General features: G+C 69.2%; 17 protein-coding genes and 1 pseudogene. 10 read left to right on the top strand and 8 right to left on the bottom strand.

Going from position 1 to position 18,036, the window contains the following annotated elements; translation table 11 throughout:
• Nucleotides 1-35: 35 nt before the first annotated feature.
• Nucleotides 36-473, bottom strand: coding sequence for a peptidase inhibitor family I36 protein (locus tag ACRXBZ_RS23070; protein WP_433880869.1), 438 nt, complete (start codon nt 471-473; stop codon nt 36-38).
• Between the two features lie 243 nt (nt 474-716).
• Between ACRXBZ_RS23070 and ACRXBZ_RS23075 the strand changes: the two genes are divergently transcribed.
• Together ACRXBZ_RS23075 and ACRXBZ_RS23080 are read left to right on the top strand one after the other, a co-directional pair.
• Nucleotides 717-2,372, top strand: coding sequence for an FAD-binding dehydrogenase (locus ACRXBZ_RS23075; RefSeq protein WP_433880870.1), 1,656 nt, complete (start codon nt 717-719; stop codon nt 2,370-2,372).
• Nucleotides 2,373-2,417: 45 nt separating this feature from the next.
• Nucleotides 2,418-2,708, top strand: coding sequence for a YrhK family protein (locus ACRXBZ_RS23080; RefSeq protein ID WP_433880871.1), 291 nt, complete (start codon nt 2,418-2,420; stop codon nt 2,706-2,708).
• A gap of 23 nt (nt 2,709-2,731) precedes the next feature.
• Here ACRXBZ_RS23080 and ACRXBZ_RS23085 read toward each other — a convergent pair whose 3' ends face one another.
• From ACRXBZ_RS23085 to ACRXBZ_RS23095, 3 genes are all read right to left on the bottom strand, one after another.
• On the bottom strand, nt 2,732-3,094 hold the full coding sequence (locus ACRXBZ_RS23085) for a hypothetical protein (protein WP_433880872.1): 363 nt from the start codon (nt 3,092-3,094) through the stop codon (nt 2,732-2,734).
• A 510-nt stretch (nt 3,095-3,604) separates the two neighbouring features.
• The gene (locus ACRXBZ_RS23090; RefSeq protein WP_433880873.1) at nt 3,605-5,197 is read right to left on the bottom strand and encodes a solute symporter family protein; all 1,593 of its coding nucleotides are present in this window, start codon (nt 5,195-5,197) and stop codon (nt 3,605-3,607) included.
• On the bottom strand, nt 5,194-5,613 hold the full coding sequence (locus ACRXBZ_RS23095) for a DUF485 domain-containing protein (RefSeq protein WP_210435568.1): 420 nt from the start codon (nt 5,611-5,613) through the stop codon (nt 5,194-5,196). Before ACRXBZ_RS23095 ends, ACRXBZ_RS23090 begins: the two co-directional genes overlap by 4 nt.
• 704 nt (nt 5,614-6,317) lie before the next feature.
• Here ACRXBZ_RS23095 and ACRXBZ_RS23100 point away from each other — a divergent pair.
• The 4 genes from ACRXBZ_RS23100 to ACRXBZ_RS23115 are packed head-to-tail and all read left to right on the top strand — an operon-like array spanning nt 6,318 to nt 11,047.
• The gene (locus ACRXBZ_RS23100; protein WP_433880874.1) at nt 6,318-9,335 is read left to right on the top strand and encodes a sensor histidine kinase; all 3,018 of its coding nucleotides are present in this window, start codon (nt 6,318-6,320) and stop codon (nt 9,333-9,335) included.
• 54 nt (nt 9,336-9,389) lie between these two features.
• Entirely contained in the window at nt 9,390-9,830 is a 441-nt protein-coding gene (locus tag ACRXBZ_RS23105; RefSeq protein ID WP_168586420.1) for a roadblock/LC7 domain-containing protein, read from the top strand.
• Nucleotides 9,831-9,837: 7 nt separating this feature from the next.
• The gene (locus ACRXBZ_RS23110) at nt 9,838-10,437 is read left to right on the top strand and encodes a DUF742 domain-containing protein (protein ID WP_433880875.1); all 600 of its coding nucleotides are present in this window, start codon (nt 9,838-9,840) and stop codon (nt 10,435-10,437) included.
• Entirely contained in the window at nt 10,418-11,047 is a 630-nt protein-coding gene (locus ACRXBZ_RS23115; protein ID WP_433880876.1) for a GTP-binding protein, read from the top strand. The genes ACRXBZ_RS23110 and ACRXBZ_RS23115 overlap by 20 nt, the downstream gene beginning before the upstream one ends.
• A gap of 74 nt (nt 11,048-11,121) precedes the next feature.
• On the opposite strand, the gene ACRXBZ_RS23120 is transcribed toward ACRXBZ_RS23115, so the two are convergent.
• Together ACRXBZ_RS23120 and ACRXBZ_RS23125 are read right to left on the bottom strand one after the other, a co-directional pair.
• Nucleotides 11,122-11,937, bottom strand: a complete 816-nt coding sequence (locus ACRXBZ_RS23120; protein ID WP_433880877.1) for an SAM-dependent methyltransferase — start codon at nt 11,935-11,937, stop codon at nt 11,122-11,124.
• Nucleotides 11,938-12,014: 77 nt separating this feature from the next.
• The gene (locus ACRXBZ_RS23125) at nt 12,015-12,329 is read right to left on the bottom strand and encodes a DNA glycosylase AlkZ-like family protein (RefSeq protein WP_433880878.1); all 315 of its coding nucleotides are present in this window, start codon (nt 12,327-12,329) and stop codon (nt 12,015-12,017) included.
• Nucleotides 12,330-12,489: 160 nt separating this feature from the next.
• On the opposite strand from ACRXBZ_RS23125, the gene dprE2 reads away from it, so the two are divergent.
• The gene (gene dprE2, locus ACRXBZ_RS23130) at nt 12,490-13,233 is read left to right on the top strand and encodes a decaprenylphospho-beta-D-erythro-pentofuranosid-2-ulose 2-reductase (RefSeq protein WP_433880879.1); all 744 of its coding nucleotides are present in this window, start codon (nt 12,490-12,492) and stop codon (nt 13,231-13,233) included.
• A gap of 82 nt (nt 13,234-13,315) precedes the next feature.
• Here dprE2 and ACRXBZ_RS23135 read toward each other — a convergent pair.
• Nucleotides 13,316-13,432: pseudogene (locus tag ACRXBZ_RS23135) on the bottom strand (transcriptional regulator); the annotation flags it as partial.
• A gap of 70 nt (nt 13,433-13,502) precedes the next feature.
• On the opposite strand from ACRXBZ_RS23135, the gene ACRXBZ_RS23140 reads away from it, so the two are divergent.
• Entirely contained in the window at nt 13,503-14,291 is a 789-nt protein-coding gene (locus tag ACRXBZ_RS23140; RefSeq protein ID WP_433880880.1) for an isocitrate lyase/PEP mutase family protein, read from the top strand.
• Here the strand turns inward: ACRXBZ_RS23140 and ACRXBZ_RS23145 are convergent.
• Nucleotides 14,243-14,989 (bottom strand): dienelactone hydrolase family protein, encoded by a 747-nt coding sequence (locus tag ACRXBZ_RS23145; RefSeq protein WP_433880881.1) that lies wholly within the window; start codon nt 14,987-14,989, stop codon nt 14,243-14,245. The genes ACRXBZ_RS23140 and ACRXBZ_RS23145 overlap by 49 nt on opposite strands.
• Nucleotides 14,990-15,289: 300 nt before the next feature.
• On the opposite strand from ACRXBZ_RS23145, the gene ACRXBZ_RS23150 reads away from it, so the two are divergent.
• Nucleotides 15,290-15,613: a hypothetical protein gene (locus ACRXBZ_RS23150; RefSeq protein WP_433880882.1), complete on the top strand. Its 324-nt coding sequence runs from the start codon at nt 15,290-15,292 to the stop codon at nt 15,611-15,613.
• 121 nt (nt 15,614-15,734) lie between these two features.
• Nucleotides 15,735-18,002, top strand: a complete 2,268-nt coding sequence (locus ACRXBZ_RS23155; RefSeq protein ID WP_433880883.1) for a molybdopterin-dependent oxidoreductase — start codon at nt 15,735-15,737, stop codon at nt 18,000-18,002.
• Nucleotides 18,003-18,036: the final 34 nt, after the last annotated feature.

Consider the following 18,036-nt stretch of genomic DNA (forward strand, 5'->3'; position numbering starts at 1 on the left):
GCGCGCGCAATCGGTTCAGGACGGTTTCTCGGCGGTCAGTGCGACCAGATCTTGATCGCCCGGGCGACGTATGTCGCCCGCGGTGTTTGGGAACCCGTTGGATACGTGGCGAATTCCGCACCGCTGTCGCAGTAGGGGTCCTGGTAGACCGTCACCGGATGACCGGTGTTGTTCACGAAGGACCGCACCTCCACGTCTTGCCGGAGCTGGACGCACTGCTCCAACGTGGTCGTCTGGAGGCCGACCTCGTGCACCTGACCGGCGTACTCCTCCTCCGGGTAGCTGCAGAAAGTTCCTGCTGCGCAAGGCTTTTCCGGCGGTGCGGCGTACGCGCCTCCGGAACCGACGGAGATCGCGGCGAGGGCGAACAGCGCGGGGACGAATATGCGCCAGACGCCGGTCCGCCCGGTCCGACGCCAGGAGGACGACCGGGTGCCGACGCGCAACGGCGCGGCGGAAGCGAACTTGGACATGCGAAAACCCCTTCGTGAGCGGATAATGAGTGGCTAGCGGCCGGAATCGGCGCACTGGAAACAGGATTCCCGAATCCCGGATCGGAATGCCAGCGAATTTGCTGGATACACCCCGACCGGGTGGATTTCCGTGTGTGGGGAAATGTTGCGGCGCCGCAGCGGAACGGCCCGGTGAGCTGTCGAAGCGCCTGCGGCTGCGGTATACAGACATCCGGTTACCACTCGGTAGAGCGGAGGTCGGCAATGACGTTGGACGCTGATGTCATCGTGGTTGGCGCCGGCCTGGCCGGCCTGGTCGCCACCGCGGAACTGGCCGACGCGGGCCGCCGGGTGGTGCTGGTGGACCAGGAACCCGAGGCCGCCCTGGGCGGCCAGGCGCACTGGTCGTTCGGCGGTCTCTTCCTGGTCGATTCCCCGGAACAGCGCTGGTTGGGCGTCCGGGACTCCCGCGAACTGGCGCTCCAGGACTGGCTCGGCTCCGCCGGTTTCGACCGGCCCGAGGACCACTGGCCCCGGCAGTGGGCGGAGGCCTACGTGGACTTCGCCGCCGGGGAGAAGCGGGCTTGGCTGACCGCGCAGGGCGTGCGGTTCTTCCCGCTGGTGCAGTGGGCCGAGCGCGGCGGCTACCTGGCCACCGGGCACGGCAATTCCGTGCCGAGGTTCCACATCACCTGGGGCACCGGCCCCGGGGTGCTCGCGCCATTCATTCGCAGGGTGCGGCAGGCGGCCGAACGAGGCCTGGTGTCGTTCCGGTTCCGGCACCGCGTCAGCGAGCTGATCACCAGCGGCGGCGCGGTGACGGGGGTGCGCGGCGAGGTGCTCGCGCCGAGCTCGGCGGAACGCGGACAGCCGAGTTCTCGCGACGTGGCAGGGGATTTCGAGCTGCACGCGCAGGCCGTCGTCGTCGCATCGGGCGGCATCGGCGGGAACCTCGACCTGGTGCGGCGGAATTGGCCCGAGCGCTACGGCCAACCGCCGAAAGAGATGGTCGCCGGGGTGCCCGACCACGTGGACGGGCGAATGCTCGAAGTGGTGTCCCGCAGCGGCGGGCACATCATCAACCCGGACCGGATGTGGCACTACACCGAGGGAATCCGCAACTACGCGCCGATCTGGAGCAAGCACGGCATCCGGATCCTGCCCGGCCCGTCGTCGCTGTGGCTGGACGCGGAAGGGCGGCGGCTGCCCGCGCCGCTGTTCCCGGGCTTCGACACCCTCGGCACGATGGAGCACATCGCGAAGACCGGACACGAGTACACGTGGTTCGTGCTCGACCGGCGCATCATCAGCCGCGAGTTCGCGCTGTCCGGCTCCGAGCAGAACCCGGACTTGACCGAGCGCAGCCTCCGCAAGCTGCTGCAGCGAGGCGGCGGTGGCACCCCGGGCCCGGTCGCTGAATTCGTCCGCCGTGGCCCCGACTTCGTCGTCCGGCGCACCGTTGCGGAGCTGGCGCGCGGGATGAACGACCTGGTCGGAGACCAGCTGATCGACGCTGCCGCGCTGGAGCGTGAGATCGTCGCCCGCGACCGCCAGGTGGAGTCGGGGCTGGGCAAGGACGAGCAGGTCATCGCCATCCGCGCGGCCCGCCGCTACGTGGTCGACCGGATGATCCGGGTCGCCGAGCCGCACCGGCTGCTGGACCCGGCCGCCGGGCCGCTGATCGCGGTGCGGCTGTCCATCCTGACCCGCAAGACGCTGGGCGGGCTGGAAACCGACCTGTCCGGACGGGTCCTGCAGGATTCGGGCGAGCCGCTGCCCGGCCTCTACGCGGCCGGCGAGGTCGCAGGATTCGGCGGTGGTGGCGTGCACGGGTACCGGTCCTTGGAGGGAACCTTTCTCGGCGGCTGTCTGTTCTCCGGTCGGCAGGCCGGGCGAGCCGCCGCCGCCGCGCTGGAATAGCCCTTGTGACCTGCGGAATCCGCCGGATGTGCGGACAATCGGATCATGCGGGATCCGGCCGGGTCGAGCTCGTGGGTGCTGCGGATCGGGCACGAGGAGCTGCTGATCCGGAAGCGGTACGAGTTCATCAGCATCGTCAATGACTTCCTGATCGCGATCTGGTTCATCGCCGGCAGCCTGCTGTTCTTCCACGGGGACACGGCTACCGCGGGCACCTGGCCGTACCTGCTGGGCAGCTGCGAGCTCGCGGTCCGGCCGATGATCAGGCTCGCCCGGCACGTGCGCCTGCGACGGTTGCGGCCGGTCGGCCTCCGGGGATCGGTCCAGGATTTCTGACCCGGCGTCCGAATGCGATTCCATCAGAGGTAGCAACCGCTGACGAATCCGCTGACGCGGGTGCGGCGATTCGTGATGTCGAACCATTCCGAATTCGCCGATCCGTCCGGGCAGCGGACGGATTCCCCGCCGACCGCCTCGCGGATGGTGGCGTTGTCCCCGGGATTTCCCGCGCCGCGCGCGGCAGCGGCGGTATTGGGTGCCGAGCGGATCCGGACGCCGGGCCCACGGAAGTCGCCGGCCCGGCCGTGCGAGGCCTTTTCGGCCAGTTCGACCAGGCCGTTCTTGATTTCGGCCGCGATGGTGGCGGCCTGGACGCCCAGCCCGGACACGGGCAGGACGGCGGCGGTGACCGCAGCGAGCAGTGCATTTCGAACCGTTCGCATGGAATACCCCCCCGATACGCCCGCCAGGTCGCTCCCCATTGCCCCCTGCTATTGCTGAAGCGTCCTTTTCGCGGGCAACTCCAGTTTATGGAGAATTGCGGTCGACCGGCAGTATCCGATTGGGTAGAGCGCAATTGTGAGCGGGTCGGTGACTCGCGGCGATCGGGGTGAACGGCGAACCCCACCTGTGGGTTAGCGGTGCAGCGCCACCGATGCGGTGCGTGCCGACGAGAACGTCTCAACATTCGTCTGCGAAGTGCCGCAGCCGCTTCCAACCGCCGCCCCGGCCGCGGTCGCGAAGCTCAGCTTGACCGGCCGAAGCTGCCGCAAGCGCCGCAGGCGCTCAGCCCACGCACGCAGCTTGCGCCGCCGCGGGTTCTCAGGCGTTGTCTGGCGGGGACAGCCCCGAATCCGCGTATTGGCCGCAAGTCGGGGATCCCGGAGTCCAGACGGCGTCTGAGGGGCCGCCTACGTGCACCGCCACGCAGAGAACGAGCCTGGAACCAAACGTCAGCCGGCGCGGGAGCCGATGCCGGTCAGGGAGCGGACCTCCATCTCGGCCTGGCGCACCTCGTCGACCGAGTCGCGGCCCACGAAGGTTCCGATGATTCCGCAGATGAACGATACCGGGATGGACACGATGCCAGGGTTCTTCAACGGGAAGAAGGCGAAGTCCATGCTCGGGAGGATCGAGTCCGGCGAGCCGGAAACCACCGGGGAGAAGATCACCAGCAGCAGGCAGGAGCCGAGCCCGCTGTAGATGCTCCACAGCGTGCCCGTGGTGTTGAACCGCTTCCAGAACAGCGAGTACAGCAGCGTGGACAGGTTCGCCGAGGCGGCGAACGCGAACGCCAGGCCGACTAGGAACGCGATGTTCTGCCCGATGACGAGGATGCCGCCGAGGATCGAGGCGATGCCGATCACCAGCGCGGTCAACCGGGCTACCCTCACCACGGAGTCCGAGTCGATGTCGCCGCGGCGGATCACGTTGGCGTAGACGTCGTGCGCGAACGACGCCGATGCGGTCAGCGTCAACCCGGCCACCACCGCCAGGATCGTGGCGAAGGCGACCGCCGCGATGATGCCCAGCAATACCGTGCCGCCGATACGGTAGGCCAGCAGCGGGGCCGCGGAGTTCTCCGCACCCGGTGCGCTCAGGATCGCGTCGGTGCCCACCAGCGCGGCGGCGCCGTAGCCGACGACCAGGGTGCAGATGTAGAACACCGCCACCACCCAGGTCGCCCAGACCACCGAGCGGCGGGCCTCGCGGGCGTTGGGCACGGTGTAGAACCGCATCAGCACGTGCGGCAGGCCGCCGATGCCGAGCACAAGGGCCAGCGACAGCGACACGAAGTCCAGCTTGGTCAGCTCGGACTTCCCGTACTGCACGCCGGGGGCGAAGATGTCGCGGCCGTGCGGGTTGTTGTCGGCGGCGTGCTGCAGCAGGTTCGTGAAGCTGTAGCCGAACTTGCCGAGCAGGAAGATTGTGATCATCGCGACGGACAGCAGCAGCAAGGCGGCCTTGATGATCTGTACCCAGGTGGTGCCCTTCATGCCGCCCACCAGCACGTAGGTGATCATGATCGCGCCGACCGCGGCGATCACCAACGCTTGGCCGAACGTGCCGTGCACGTTGAGCAGCAGTGCGACCAGACCGCCCGCGCCGGCGATCTGGGCGATCATGTAGATGATCGTGATGGCCAGCGTCGAGGCGGCCGCCGCGGCCCGCACCGGGCGCTGGCGCATCCGGAAGCTGAGCACGTCGCCCATGGTGAAGCGGCCGGTGTTGCGGGTGCGCTCGGCGAGCAGTAGCAGGTTGATCAGCCAGGCGACCAGGAAGCCGATGGAGTACAGGAAGCCGTCGTAGCCGTAGGTCGCGATCGCCCCGGCGATGCCCAGGAACGACGCGGCGGACAGGTAATCGCCGGAGAGCGCGATGCCGTTCTGCGCACCCGTGAACGAACTACCCGCGACGAAGTAGTCGCTGGAGGTGCCACGGTTGCTCACCCGGTACACGATGAAAAGCGTGATCAGTACGAACACGGCGAAGACGCTGGTGTTGATGATCGCGCTGTCGGCCGGGATCAGCTGCGGCTCATTCACTGGTCGTACTCTCCCGCGTCATCTCGGATCCGGTCGACATCGGGGTCGATGCGGCGGCGGGCGAAGCGGACGTAAAGCCCGGTCAGGCCCACCGTGGTGATGAACTGGCCGATGCCCATGACCAGTCCGACGTTGATCTCGCCGACCAGCGGTCGGGCCATGAATTCCCGGGCGTAGGCGGCGATCGCCACGTACCCGAGGTACCAGATCAGGAAAAACGCCGTAGCCGGAAAAACGAACCACTTCAGCCGGCGGCGCAGGGCGCGGAATTCCGCGCTCTCCTGTATAGCGATGAAATCGGGGGGTTCGTTAGTCGCGCGAACGGAGCTCTTGCCGATTCCGCCGAAGGCTGCCCCCGGATTTCCGGGCTGGTCGCGCTGACTGCCGCGCAGCGCGGATTGCGTTGCGTTGCTCATGCATCCTTCCTGGAACTTCGCGGTTGGCCCGCTGGGCCGAGTCCTGGCAGCGGCGGGGAATTCTAACCACTCGGCGCAGATGATCAACAGTGTGGTGATCGCCACCTGGTATCGGATTCCGAGAGTACTGGTCGGCGGTCCGCGGGCTGCGGAGAGGCGACGCTCCTTGGTTGCGGTCCGGTATTGCCAGGTCAGCGGTCCGGCCTCGCGGCAGCGATCTTCCTGACCAGGCCTTATGGGGGGATCGGGTCCGAGATTGAATACCCGCTTTAGGCTGAACGAGTGAAAAAGCGCAGCGGGCGAAGTGGGGTTGACCACTCGGCGTGACATCGCCTGTTTGTCCTAGCGAAATGCGAAAAAAGCCCCCGGTACTATCACGGGTTACGGGGCTTATAGTGCTGAGGCACTGAAAGACAGTCGCGCGATCCGAAAGGTCACGGTTCGGTACCAGTGTTCGTAATGCGCCAACCGGGGGCGCGCGTGGTTACGCAGAGTGCATCCGAATCTGCATTGGTACGATGCAGTATCGTAAGGCGTTTCCGGTTGCCGGGTGCTGCTCGACCACGGCTGGATTTCACCCTAGACAGCCCAGACGACGATTGCGGGACCGCACGCATGCGCCGTTCTCCAACGCATTGTTCGCCCGAGGTCCAGACCGCGACTGACCTGCACGAGGGCCCTGGCTCGCAGCCGGGAGCGCGGTCGTGACGGCGGGCCGGTTAGGGCGCACCCGCGACGCCGTGGTGCAGTGGCGCAACTGGTCGCTGCCGACGAAGTTGGCCGCGGTCGTGCTGGTACCGGTCATCTTCGCGATCACGCTCGGTATCGGACAGATCCGGTGGCAGGTCGACAAGGCGGCCGAGTACGACCTCGTCGAGCAGGTGCTGAACACGGTCGGTCGGGTCGACCAGCTGGTCGTCAGCATCCAGCAAGAACGAACCCGCGCGGTGGAGTTCCTGGTCGGCGACGGCGAGTTCGGCCCGATCGAGGAGCAGGCGGCCGTGGTGGACCGGGCCGCCGCCGACGTCGGGCAGCACCTCTCCTCGTCCGACGTCGCCACGGGAGTCGTCGCCGACCGCTACGGCGAACTCCGGCCGCTGCTGGACGGGCTCGGTCAGCTCCGCCAGCAGGTCCGCGACCACCGGATCGGCGAGGCCAAGGCGATCGACGAGTACACCCGCGTAATCGCCTCGGTGCTGGCTCTTGACCGCGCGCTGAGCAGCAGCCTCGCCGACCGCAGCCTGTCCAGCACGGCGACCGCGCTGCAGGACATGATGGGCCTGACCGAGGAAGTGCGGTTGCAGCAGGCCTGGGTGCTGACCGGGCTGTCCGAGGGCGAGCTCAAGCCGGCCGCGCTGGAGAGCCTGAACGGCTCGCGCGCCCGGTTGCAGAGCAAGATCACCGATGCTCGTGCCACCGTTGTCGCGAACTGGCAGCAGCGGCTGGACCAGACATTCGCGGCTTCGGCGATCGCGGACCGGAACAGTATGCTCCGCGCGATCATGACCGAGAGCACCGACAACGTCTACTCCGGTGGGTTCTCGGTGAAGCGCGACGCGTGGAACTCCGGCACCGAAGCCTCGGTCGCGCTGATCGACCAGGGGCGCGGCGATCTGGCGGCCGACGTCCGCGCCACCGCTTCGCGGCTGGAGGACGAGGCCAGCAGCGCCGCCGGCTGGGATTCGGTGCTGCTGCTGTCCGCGCTGATCGCAGCCGCCGCGATCATCATGGTGATCGCGCGACAGCTGCTCGGTTCGCTGCGCGTCCTGCGCAGCAGCGCGCTGGACGCCGCGGAGTACGAGCTGCCGGCGGCGGTGGCCAGCATCCGGGAGGGCAATGTCGCGGACGCGGTCGTCGAGCCGTTCCCCGTCGACACCACCGACGAGGTCGGGCAGCTGGCCCGCGCCTTCGACGAGGTGAACCAGCAGGCGCTGCGGCTCGCGGTGGAGCAGGCGGACCTGCGCCGCGGCTACGGCGAGGTGTTCGTCAGCATCTCCCGGCGCAGCCAGAGCCTCCTGGAACGCCAGCTGCGGCTGTTCGAGCAGCTGGAGCAGGACGAGGAGGACCCGGACCAGCTCGCGCGGTTGTTCCAGCTGGACCACCTGGCCACCCGGATGCGGCGCAACAACGAGAACCTGATGGTCCTCTCCGGCAGCGACCTGGCGCGCCGCTTCACCCAACCGACCGACCTGGCGGACGTGCTGCGCGCCGCGGTTTCCGAGATCGAGCAGTACCCGCGGGTCGTGGTGCAGCCGCCGCCGTCGGTCAAGCTGCGCGGGCACACCGCCAGCGACCTGGTGCGGCTGGTCGCCGAGCTGTTGGACAACGCGGCCAACTTCTCCGCCCCGGACACGACCGTCACGGTGTCCAGCTACCAGGCCGGTGACGGCACGGTGGTGCTAGACGTGCTGGACCAGGGCATCGGCATGGGCCACCAGGAACTTGCCCGGGCCAACGAACGGCTGGCCCACGTGGACGAGGACGACCTGGCCACCTCGCGCCGGATGGGGCTGTTCGTCGCCGGGCGCCTGGCGGTTCGCCACGGTGTCGGCGTCGAGCTGCACGGCGGGCCGGACGTCGAGGGCATCCGGGCGACGGTGATGATCCCGGCCGAGCACGTGGTCCCGGTCGAGTCCGGGCCTGCCCTGGCGCCCTCGCCGGAGGCGCCTGGCCAGCGCAACGGGCACGCGCACACCGACCTGCCGACCTCCGGCGTGCTGCCGCGCCGCGGCGAGCGGCCCGCGGTCGCGCAGGACAGTTCGCCCTGGCAGGAGCCCGCTTCGGCGAGCCTCTCCGAGTCCAGCGTCCCCGATCGCGAGGACTGGCCGACGGCGCACCTGTTCGACGCGCCGATCGACATCCCGCAGCAGCCGCGCGCGGTGCCGTCGGACCTGGGTGTGGACTGGCCGGAGGCCGAGCCGCCTGCGGACCGGCCGTCAGCGGAGTCGCCGGTCTTCACCGAGGCCTCCACCCGGTGGTTCCAGCCGGCCAGCGAGAACCTGTACCTGACGTCGCGGAACGAATCCGGCGAGGTCAGCTGGCCCGGCGCGGAGAACGAACCGGCCGCGGGCGTGGGTTTCCCGCAGAACTCGGACTTCCTGGCGGGCGACCGGGAGGCGGAGGAGCCGTCGTTCACCTCGTCCGGGCTGCCGCGCCGCGTGCCGCGCGGCCAGCAGACGGCGGAACCGGCACCGGTACCGACGGCGGATCCGGCACCGGTACCGGCGGCGGAATCGGCACCGGCGGCGGAACCGGCTGCCGACATGCCCGCCCGCATTCCGGAGGACATCAGCCGGAAGCTTGCCCACAACGGCGTTCACTTCGGGCACCCGGCGGAGACCTCCGGGGCGGGCTCGTGGATGCAGGAGCCCACCGGGCAGGATTCGTGGGCGTCGGAACCGGAGGGATCGGACGACTGGGGCTCGGCGCCCGTCGAGCCCCAGCAGTGGGTCCCGGACACTTCCGGAGACACTTGGAGCTTCGCCGCCGATAGCGCGCGCGAAGCGGCGGAGGCCGCAGTGAACCCGCAGCCGACTTCGTTCACCCAGGCGGGCCTGCCGCGCCGGACCCCGAAGGAGCATCTGGTTCCTGGCAGCGTGGCGGATTCCGGGCCCCAGGAAGCCGCGGCGTTCCAGCGCGACGCGGATCAACTCCGCGGGCGGCTGGCCGACTTCCAGAGCGGTGTCAGTCGTGGGCGGCATCGAGCAACCGATGAGGGCTGACATGAAGTCCGCAGCGCTAAGGCGTGATCACCTCGGCGACGAACAGGAGGTTGCATGACTGCTCAGGAAATGATTTCCCACAGGTTCGGCTGGCTGATCACCGACTTCACCGAGCGCGTGGCCGGTGTGGCGCACGCGATCGTGGTGTCCGCCGACGGCCTAGTGCTGACCGCCTCGGCGACGCTGCCCAGGGACCGGGCCGATCAGCTGGCCGCGGTCGCCTCCGGGCTGCTGAGCCTCACCCAGGGCTCGGCGAAGTGCTTCGAGGCAGGGCGGGTGGTGCAGACCATTGTTGAGATGCAGCGCGGCACGCTGCTGCAGATGGGCATCAGCGACGGCTCCTGCCTGACCGTGCTCGCCGCCCCGCAGTGCGACATGGGGCTGGTCGCCTACGAGATGACCATGCTCGTGGAGCGCGTCGGCCAGATGCTCACGCCGGAGATCCGGTCGCAGCTGCAGGGAGCGCCGAACGCGTTCACCGGCCAACTGGTGTGAGGATGCGATGAGTAGACGCTCGGAATATCCACGGCGGGGCCGAAGACGGGGCAATTCGGGGGACGACAGCTTCGCCCATGTCGTCAACGGGTTCACCTTCGGCAGCGGTCGCAAGCGCAAGCGCGGGCGGGACGAGCCGCAGGAGCAGTACGCCGAGCATTACGAGGACCAGTACGAGGACCAGTACGACGACCAGTACGACGATTACGACGATGACGACGATCGGAATGAGGGGGTCTACCCGGACGATCCGGTCGAGCCGGAGGCACCGGCCGCGTCCAGCATCCGGTCCTACACCTGGACCGGCGGGCGTACCAGATCGAACCTCCAGCTGGAGCTGGAAACCCTGGTCTCCACCGGCGAGATGTACCAGCCGGGCGTGGCGGTTCGGCTGGAGCACCAGTCGATCGCCGAGTTGTGCCAACACCCCAGATCGGTGGCCGAAGTCGGGGCGCTGTTGTCGGTGCCGATCGGGGTGGCCCGAGTGCTGCTGGCCGACATGTCCGATCTGGGGTTGATCACCGTGCACCAGACGGTGAGCGAAAGCGGTAGCGCACCACACATGGTGTTGATGGAAAGGGTTTTGAGTGGACTCCGTCGGCTATAGCGCGCCCCACCTCGGCTCCGCGCCGCCGCAGGCTGCCAATCGGGGCGGCACCGCGTCGACCTCGGCGAAGATCGTGGTCGCGGGCGGATTCGGCGTCGGCAAGACGACCTTCGTTGGCTCGGTGTCGGAGATCGTGCCGTTGACCACCGAGGCGGTGATGACGGAGGCCAGCCGGGGCGTCGACGATCTCGGCGCAACGCCGAACAAGACCACCACCACGGTCGCGATGGACTTCGGCCGGATCTCGCTGGCCTCCAACCTGATCCTGTACCTGTTCGGCACCCCGGGCCAGCAGCGGTTCTGGTTCATGTGGGACGACCTGGTGCGCGGTGCCATCGGCGCGGTCGTGCTGGTGGACACCCGGCGGCTGGCCGACTCGTTCTCGGCGATCGATTTCTTCGAGGACCGCGGGCTGCCGTACCTGGTCGGGGTGAACTGCTTCGACGGACAGATGGTGCACTCGATCGAACAGGTCCGCGAGGCGATGGCGATCGGCCCCAACGTGCCGATCGGGCCATGCGACGCCCGGGACCGGGAGTCCACCAAGCGCACCCTGATCGCGCTGGTCGAGCACGCGATGCGGCACTGGACGACCCGCCAGCCCGGCTGATCCCGGAAGAGTAGATCGTACGGGCCGTGCGTCTTCTGGGCTGCTAGGACTGCCCAGAAGGCGCACGGCCCTTCTCATGCCTTGCGGGCGACTCCGCCGACGAGGTTGTACTCGGCGTCGGACGGCTCGGTGAAGCGAGGGCCGTCGGGCCACCAGTCGAACAGGTAGGTCAGGCCGGGTTCGACCATCTCGAGGCCGCAGAACAGCGCCTGGATCTCCTCCCGGGTGCGGTAGTAGCAGCTGCCCATCATCGAGTTGAACCGAACTTGGGACTCGTCCGCGAGCTTGGCCCGCGAGCTGCCGTCGGCCGGGTTGTGCAGGTGCGAGATCGCGAGGTACGAGCCGGGGGCCATGGCCGAGGTGTAGGCGGACATGATCGCCTTCGGGTCCTCGTCGTTGGTGACGTGGTGCAGGGTGTTGCACTGGATCAACGCCACCGGGCGGCTCAGGTCCAGGTACTTGGTCACCTTCGGGTTCGCCAGGATCTCCGCGGGGTAGCGCAAGTCCCCGACCACGAAGTGGGTGTACTCGTTCTCCTCCAGCAGCGCGCGGCCGTGCGCTGCGACCGACGGGTCGTTGTCGACGTAGACCACCGTGGCCTCGGCGTTGAGCCGCTGCACCGCCTGGTGGGTGTTCTCCGCGGTCGGCAGCCCCGAACCCAGGTCGAGGAACTGGTCGATGCCAGCCTGGCCGGCCAGGAACCGGACCACGCGGATCAGCCACGCCCGGCACTGCCTGCCGACCTGCACTGCCTCCGGGGCGATCTTCAGGATCTGCTGCAGGACCTCGCGGTCCACCTCGAAGTTGTCCTTGCCGCCGACGAACGCGTCGTAGACCCGCGCGATGCTGGGCTTCGTGGGGTCGATCTGCGGCCTGTCAGCACTTGCCATGAGAAGGGTCCGCTCGGTCCGGGGTAGAAACGATCACGAGCAGGGTAATTCCGGCAAGGGCGACGGGTAAACACCTGTCACACGGCGACCGAGGTAATCCGCACGTCGTGGTCGGGGCGTCCGGCTCGGCGAACTGCAGCAACCGGCGGCCCTCCAGCCACGGCGTCGGCCTCCTCTTCGGACAGCTTCCGGTACGGCTCGATCAGCAGCGTCGCGGTGTGCTTCCGGCGGGACGACCGCCAGGTGCCGTGCCGGAAGCCGTCGACGAGGATCGTGCCGGGGAGCACGGCGTTCTTCATGCTGAACAGGCGTTTGCGGCCGTTCTCGTCGCGGAGAGTCCGCTGCCGCTCCGGGGTCGCGCGGTTGAGCTCGTGCAGGCCGAGCACGGTCATCGTTCTCCCTTCGCCGGGCGAACCCTACTCGGCTGGGCGGGCCGTCGGGTTCTTTTGGCGCGAAAGGACCGTTCGCCTCGATAGGCGGCGCGAACAGGCCGTTGGCTTCACCTCGCGCCAGCGCGAACCGGGCCGACGGGCCGGTGGCAGACTTGCGGCGATGAGCGGAGCGGTATTGGTCCTCGGGGGCCGCAGTGAGATCGGCGTCGAGGTGGCGGTGCGCCTCGTCAAGCGCGGACACGGCACCGTGGTGCTGGCGGCGCGGCGGTCGGCGAACCTGGACGCCGAGGAGGCCGTGCTCCGCGAGGCCGGGGCCACCGACGTGGTGCGGGTGGAGTTCGACGCTGCGGACGTCCGCAGCCACGCCGAACTGCTCCGCGGCATCGTCGACCGGCACGGCCCGATCGACGTCGCGGTGACCGCGTTCGGCGTGCTCGGCGACCAGGAGCGGGCCGAACGGGATGCGGCGCACGCGATCGACATCGTGCACGTCGACTACGTCGCGCACATCAGTGTGCTGACGCACCTGGCGAACCTGCTGCGCGAGCAGGGCAGCGGCAAGATCGTCGTGTTCTCCTCGGTCGCGGGGGTGCGGGTGCGGCGGGCGAACTACGTCTACGGGTCGGCGAAGGCCGGGCTCGACGGATTCGCCAACGGTCTTTCCGACGCGCTGGTCGGCAGCCGCGTGGAGTTGCTGATCGTGCGGCCCGGGTTCGTCATCGGGCGGATGACCGAGGGCATGAGCCCCGCGCCGTGGTCGAGCACCCCGGATCAGGTCGCGGATGCGACGGTCAACGCGCTGCGGCGGGGACGTCGCGTGGTGTGGGTGCCGCCGATCCTGCGCTGGGTGTTCGCGGCGATGCGCCTGGTCCCGCAGCCGATCTGGCGCCGCCTGCCCCGCTGAAGTTCCCGCTGGTCACGTGCCGTGGAGATTTCAACGCGTGGTCCCGCGAGACGAGTGCGCGTCGCGGTTCCCCCGTGGTGTGAGCGTGGGCCGCGAGCTCCGTCGCGGTCCAGGCCCGGCCGTCGAGCATCGCCAGGCAGAACGCGGCACGGGTCGGGTCGGCGAGCAGCCCGGCCAGCTGGGCGACATCGCGTGCCATCGTCGTGCCGCCATTCTGCGACGGCGACGTTTCGGCGGGCACCGAACCGTCCCGGCCTTACGGTGCGAACATGTTGCGAGAATTCCACGCGCTGCACCACGCGGATACGCCGTTGCTGCTGCCGAACGCCTGGGACTTCGCGTCCGCCGCGGCGCTGGTCGAGGCTGGTTTCGAGGCGATCGGCACGACGAGCCTCGGTGTCGCGGCGTCCCACGGGCTGCCGGACGCCGCGGGGTGCACCCGGACGCAGACGATCGAACTGGCCCGACGGTTGGCGGACCTGCCGTGCCCGATCACCGTCGACGTCGAATCGGGTTTCGGCGGCGGTGCCGGCGAGGTCGCGGAGCTGGCGGCGGAACTGGCCGGGTTCGGCATCGCCGGGATTAACCTCGAAGACGAGCTCGGCGATCCCGCACGCCACCAAGAGCTGATCAGCGCGGTGAAGGAGCGTGTGCCGGAACTCTTCCTCAACGCGCGTACGGACACCTATTGGCTAGGCGCCAAGTCGCTCGCCGACACGATCGACCGCGCCGAGCGCTACGCCGCTGCCGGCGCGGACGGCATCTTCGTACCCGGCATGGCCACCGACGGCGACATTCGCGCGCTGCGGGACGCGATCGACGTGCCGATCAACATCCTCTATCAGCCAGGCCAACGCATCGAGCACCTGGCAGAGCTCGGCGTTCGGTGCATCAGCATGGGCTCGCCGCTCTACCGCGCCGCGCTGCACACCGCTGTCGCCACGGCGCGCAACATCCGCGCGGGTGCGGCCGTGGCGGTCGGCATCCCCGATTATTCGACTGTGCAGGACTACGCGATCGGTGGCGGCCGTCGGCGAGGTTCCGGCGGCTTCCAGTGACCTCCGTCCGGTCCGGTCCAGCGTTCGACCCCGGCTCCGAGGTAGGTGCGGAACCACTCCGCGGCGAGTTCTTCGACCCGCTCCAGCGCGCCGGGCTCTTCGAAGAGGTGACCGGCGTGCGGCACGATCTCGATCTTGACATCGGTCAGCGGCAGCGACGTGAGTAATTCCGCCGCCTGCCGGTTGAGGTTGAGCACCTCGCGGTCGTCGCCGCCGACGATCAGCAGCGTCGGGGCCTGCACCGAGGCCAGCCCCTCGCCGCCGAGGTCCGGGCGTCCGCCGCGCGACACCACGGCGGCGACGCGGTCGGGGCGCCGGGCAGCGGCCTTCAGCGCGGCGGCCGCGCCGGTGCTGGCGCCGAACAGTCCGACCGGCATCTTCCTGGTGGCCGACCACTCGGCGAGCTGGTCGATGGCGGGCACCAGCCGCTCGGCGAGCAGATCGATGTCGAAGCGCAGTTCGTGGGTCCGCTGGTCGAACTTCGCCTCTTCCGGGGTGAGCAGGTCCAGCAGCAGGGTGCCGAACCCGCGATCCTGCAACGACTCCGCAACCGCGCGGTTGCGGGGGCTGTGCCGGGAACTCCCGGAACCGTGTGCGAACAAGACCACCGCCCGGGCTGGCGGTGGCACGACGAGATCCCCTTCCAGGTTTCCCTTGGGGGTCTTGACGATCACCGGCTCGGTTGCGACTTGAACCATGTGAGCCTCCTCCAGTTCCGCAAGCTCCGGCTACCCCGCTGCGCGGGCGGCGACACGCCTGCACGGTCGCCCACTGTCCCCTCTCCGAACAGGCCCGCGAGAGGATCGATCCCTGTCGGTGCCGGGCACTGCGTCCGGCCGGTGCACAGCGAACTCGACCGGTCGGCGGAGATCGACACGCTCACCGGCCAACTGGTGGACCAGTACGTTTTTGCGGACATCGCGGAGACTGTTTTGGTGGTGTGAACCACCGCTGACCAACGGATCGGCGCTGGTGGGCTGGCGGCCGTCGCGCACCGGATGTTGCGGTTCTTGGCGGAGGAGTTGGGGTTCCGGTCGTTGTCGTTGGAGGGCGACGACGCAGCGAGCGCCGAGCTCGACGCCTACCTGCGGACGGGGCGGGGCGATCCGCGAGAGCCGGACGCCTACGTGCTCGATCTGCGCGCCGACGTCCCGGAGGACGTGCGGGCCTGGCTCGACGCCCCGACGCGGACGAGGCTGATCGGCCCGTACTACGACCCGGACGACGATGCCACCTACAACCTCTCCGGCGGTTCCCTGGCGGAATGGCTGGTCCTCGTGGTCCACGTCCGCGGGGTCAGCGCCGCCCGCCTCCTCCGCTGACCCCGTTGCTCCGCCCGGCGCAGGGCTTCGGTGCGCGGCGTTGGTTTGCGACGATGCTGCTGACGATGCATCGCGTCCGGGTGGTTGAAACCGGAGGCGCCAGGCTTGGAACGGGTGGGGTGTGACCAGGTACCGACAGCAACTCTCGCATTGGGGCTCGTTCACCGCGGCGACCACGCCGGACGGCCTCGACGTGGTCGCCGACCCGGGCGATCCGGACCCGGCACCGTTGCTGCGCAACGTGCCCGCCGCGCTCGACGAGCGGGTACGAGTGCTCGCGCCGCACGTGCGGAAGGGCTGGCTGGAGGGCCGGGGCGAGCGCGGCCGGGACGAGTACGTACCGGTCAGCTGGGCGAAGGCGGTCGAACTGGCGGCAGGCGAGCTGGACCGGGTCCGCCGTACCTACGGAAACGAGGCGATCTACGGCGGCTCCTACGGGTGGGGCAGCGCGGGCCGGTTTCACCACGCGCAGAGCCAGGTCCACCGCTTCCTGAACGTCATCGGCGGCTACACCCGTTCGGTGAACTCCTACAGCCTCGGCGCCTCCACGCCGCTGCTGCGGCACGTCGTCGGTAGCGACGACCCGATCAGCCGCCCGACGGCGTGGCCGGTGCTGGCCGAGCACACCGAGCACTTCGTCTGCTTCGGCGGCATCCCGGCGAAGAACTCGCAGGTCAACTCGGGTGGCATCAGCAAGCACGCGGTGGCCGGGCACCTGCGCCGGGCGCGGGAGCGCGGTGCCCGGTTCACGTTGATCAGCCCGCTGCGTAACGACCTCGCCCCGGAGCTCGGAGCCAGGTGGCTCGCGCCGGTGCCGGGCACCGACACCGCGCTGATGCTGGCGCTGAGCCACGTGCTGGTCGAACGCGGTTGGTACGCCGAGGAATTCCTGCGCACGCGCTGCGCAGGGTTCGACGAGTTCTGGAAGTACCTGTCGGGCAAGGCGGACGGCGTCCCAAAGAGTCCACAGTGGGCGGAGGAGATCTGCGGCATCGACTCGGCCACCATCGTCGAGCTAGCCGAGTCCATGGCGACGCGGCGCACGATGGTGACGCTGAGCTGGTCGCTGCAGCGGGCCCGCTACGGCGAGCAGGCGCTTTGGGCGGGCATCGCGCTGGCCTGCGTGCTCGGGCAGGTCGGCTTGCCCGGCGGCGGATTCGGCCACGGCTACGGCTCGATGGCAGGGATCGGGACACACCCGCTTCCGTACCGGCTGCCGACGTTGCCGCAGGGCGAGAACCCGGTGCGCGAGTACATCCCGGTCGCGCGAGTCGCGGACATGCTGCTCAACCCTGGCCAGGAGTACGAGTACGACGGCGAGCGGCGCCGGTACCCGGACATCCGGCTGGTGTACTGGGCGGGCGGGAACCCGTTCCACCACCACCAGGACCTGGCGCGGCTGACCGAGGCGTTCCGCCGACCGGAGACGGTAATCGTGCACGACCCGTTCTGGACGGCGACGGTCCGGCACGCCGACATCGTGTTCCCGGCCACGACCACGCTGGAGCGCAACGACCTGGGCTGCGCCCGGGAGGACCGGGCGCTGATCGCCATGCGGCAGGTGGTTCCCCCGCTCGGGGAGTCCCGGTCGGACTTCGAGATCTTCGCCGCGCTGGCCGAAGAACTGGGGCTGGGCGAGGTGTTCACCGAGGGCCGCGACGAGTGGGCCTGGCTGGAGCACCTGTACGAGCAGTGGCGGCAGAGGTTCGACCCCGGCCTGGACTTCCAGCAATTCTGGGAGGCTGGCCGGATCGAGTTGCCTGGCGGGCCGGACGACCAGGTCCTCTACGACCGGTTCCGCGCGGCCCCGGAGGCGCACCCGCTGCCGACGCCGAGCGGACGGATCGAGCTGTTCTCGCAGCGGATCGACTCCTTCGGCTACGCCGACTGCCCCGGGCACCCGACCTGGTTGGCCGCGGAGGAGCTGGAGGTCCCGCCGGGCACCGGCGAGTTCCCGCTGTTCCTGGTCGCGAACAACCCGGGGACCCGCTTGCACAGCCAACTCGACCACGGCGCGACCAGCGCAGAATCCAAGCTCCACGACCGAGAACCGCTGCGCATCCATCCCGCCGATGCGGACGGCCGAGGACTGTCTACAGGGGACATCGTCCGGATCAGCAGCGCCACGGGCAGTGCCCTCGCGGCGGTCGTGATCAGCGACGATGTCCGCCCGGGCGTGGTCCAGCTCGCGACCGGTGCCTGGTTCGACCCGAGCGCCCCCGAGGTCGCGACCTGCATCCACGGCAACCCGAACGCCGTGACCCGGGACATCGGAACATCCCGCCTGGCCCAGGGCTGCACGGGGCAGCTGACCAGGGTAGAAGTCCGGCCCCACCAGGCCCCACTGCCACCGCTGCGAACCCGAACCCCGCCGATCGCTTCAGGCTGAACGTCCCCGCACCCCAGTTTTCCGCAATTTCAAT

The organism is Saccharopolyspora hattusasensis (assembly GCF_050972075.1).
GTDB classification, from domain to species: Bacteria; Actinomycetota; Actinomycetes; order Mycobacteriales; family Pseudonocardiaceae; genus Saccharopolyspora; species Saccharopolyspora hattusasensis.

Bases quoted from the DNA above. Each gene is read 5' to 3' on its own strand.
- ACRXBZ_RS23095 (WP_210435568.1), bottom strand. From the start codon at position 5,613: ATGAGCAACGCAACGCAATCCGCGCTGCGCGGCAGTCAGCGCGACCAG.
- ACRXBZ_RS23110 (WP_433880875.1), top strand. From the start codon at position 9,838: ATGAGTAGACGCTCGGAATATCCACGGCGGGGCCGAAGACGGGGCAAT.
- ACRXBZ_RS23125 (WP_433880878.1), bottom strand. From the start codon at position 12,329: ATGACCGTGCTCGGCCTGCACGAGCTCAACCGCGCGACCCCGGAGCGG.
- ACRXBZ_RS23085 (WP_433880872.1), bottom strand. From the start codon at position 3,094: ATGCGAACGGTTCGAAATGCACTGCTCGCTGCGGTCACCGCCGCCGTC.
- ACRXBZ_RS23075 (WP_433880870.1), top strand. From the start codon at position 717: ATGACGTTGGACGCTGATGTCATCGTGGTTGGCGCCGGCCTGGCCGGC.
- dprE2 (WP_433880879.1), top strand. From the start codon at position 12,490: ATGAGCGGAGCGGTATTGGTCCTCGGGGGCCGCAGTGAGATCGGCGTC.
- ACRXBZ_RS23145 (WP_433880881.1), bottom strand. From the start codon at position 14,989: ATGGTTCAAGTCGCAACCGAGCCGGTGATCGTCAAGACCCCCAAGGGA.
- ACRXBZ_RS23080 (WP_433880871.1), top strand. From the start codon at position 2,418: ATGCGGGATCCGGCCGGGTCGAGCTCGTGGGTGCTGCGGATCGGGCAC.
- ACRXBZ_RS23140 (WP_433880880.1), top strand. From the start codon at position 13,503: ATGTTGCGAGAATTCCACGCGCTGCACCACGCGGATACGCCGTTGCTG.
- ACRXBZ_RS23070 (WP_433880869.1), bottom strand. From the start codon at position 473: ATGTCCAAGTTCGCTTCCGCCGCGCCGTTGCGCGTCGGCACCCGGTCG.
- ACRXBZ_RS23105 (WP_168586420.1), top strand. From the start codon at position 9,390: ATGACTGCTCAGGAAATGATTTCCCACAGGTTCGGCTGGCTGATCACC.
- ACRXBZ_RS23150 (WP_433880882.1), top strand. From the start codon at position 15,290: ATGTTGCGGTTCTTGGCGGAGGAGTTGGGGTTCCGGTCGTTGTCGTTG.
- ACRXBZ_RS23120 (WP_433880877.1), bottom strand. From the start codon at position 11,937: ATGGCAAGTGCTGACAGGCCGCAGATCGACCCCACGAAGCCCAGCATC.